Here is a 1,322-nt window from a genome sequence, read left to right on the forward strand (position 1 = left end):
AGAAGAAAAGTTAGAAGTGATTTGGTATGATGAAGCACTTAAACCTTTATGTGCAGGTATCAAACATGATAAACAAAGAGATAAATATATATCTTTTATTACTAATGCTAAAGCAGAGCTTATAGAATATAGAAGTATTGAATTTGATGGGGATAGATATAGCAGCACCTTTCAAAGAATACTCAACGATGAAGATATAGCCCTCTATGCTCTTATCAATCGCGCTAGAATGATTAAACAAAATAGAATTAGTTTTGTGTAAAATGTTTTTCCTGTGATTTGATTTAAAAAGATTTTTAGCTATAATTTTATTTGACATTAAAGGAGGGATCTATGGAAGATTTTGAACTTTTGCAAAAACGTTGGGAAGAAGCTTATGAGGCTATGCCTAAACTTTATGATACACCAGATGGATTAATAATAAATTTCACCCTTAGTGAAGATACTGATACTATTCTTTTTAAAGAACCTTGGGAAAATTTTGAATTAGATGATGAAGACGAAGAAGCCAAATGGAGATTAAGTTTTTTTAGCATTAGCAAAGATAAACCTTTAGGATATTTAGAATATAAAGAAGCACTAGAAAAACTACAAGATTTTTCTTTAATGCAATCAGAAGAAAGAATTTTAATTAGAGCAATGAGTCTAAAAGAACTTGAGAGTTTAGATCTTAAGGAGTTTTAATGCTCCCTCAACCTATATTTTAGATAAAATCATACAAATTTTATCTGATGAAAATTTAGATGTTAAAAATGTAAAAAAATGCATAAATAGTTTTCTATCTAAAAAAGATTTTCACGCTATATTAGAATTAAATATCAAAATGATGAATATAGCAAAATTAATTCTTAAAAGTGATGAAACATTAAATATATTATTACCACAAAATTCTAATTGTAAAAATATAAATTATCAAGCCCAAGAATTAGAGTTAAAAAAAGAAATAGATATTAATCTTAATGATTTAAAAATTGTGATAATGGAAAAATAATAGAAACAATCAAACAATCCAGTAAAACGCAAAAACTAAAAACTTAATCGAAAGGATAGAAAATGGTAAGGGATACTAGTAAAGATGAAGCGTATTTTACTGAAGAAATAATAAAATGCGAAGAAGAGATTAAAGAGGATGAAAAAGAACTTTTAGAACTTCCTTTAGGAGATGCAAGAAGGGAAAATTATTTTTCTGCTATAGAAGATAGAAAATTTCATAACGCTATGGATAAATATGCTCGTGGTGATGATATAAAATTAGTTAAAAAAGATTTAGAAGAAGTTATATCAATAATACAAAAAAAACATTCAGAATTTGGATTTGATAT

2 protein-coding genes and 1 pseudogene are annotated in these 1,322 nt (G+C 26.4%); all 3 read left to right on the plus strand.

Annotated elements, in window-relative coordinates; all coding sequences use genetic code 11:
- Window positions 1-262: pseudogene (locus CQA76_RS08870) on the plus strand (hypothetical protein); the annotation flags it as partial.
- A gap of 71 nt (window positions 263-333) precedes the next feature.
- The gene (locus CQA76_RS08875; protein ID WP_137623015.1) at window positions 334-684 is read left to right on the plus strand and encodes a DUF4299 family protein; all 351 of its coding nucleotides are present in this window, start codon (window positions 334-336) and stop codon (window positions 682-684) included.
- Window positions 685-1,053: 369 nt separating this feature from the next.
- A partial coding sequence (locus tag CQA76_RS08885) for a PoNe immunity protein domain-containing protein (protein WP_137623016.1) occupies window positions 1,054-1,322 on the plus strand: 269 nt, incomplete at its 3' end.

The organism is Campylobacter aviculae, assembly GCF_005406215.1.
Lineage (GTDB): Bacteria > Campylobacterota > Campylobacteria > Campylobacterales > Campylobacteraceae > Campylobacter_D > Campylobacter_D aviculae.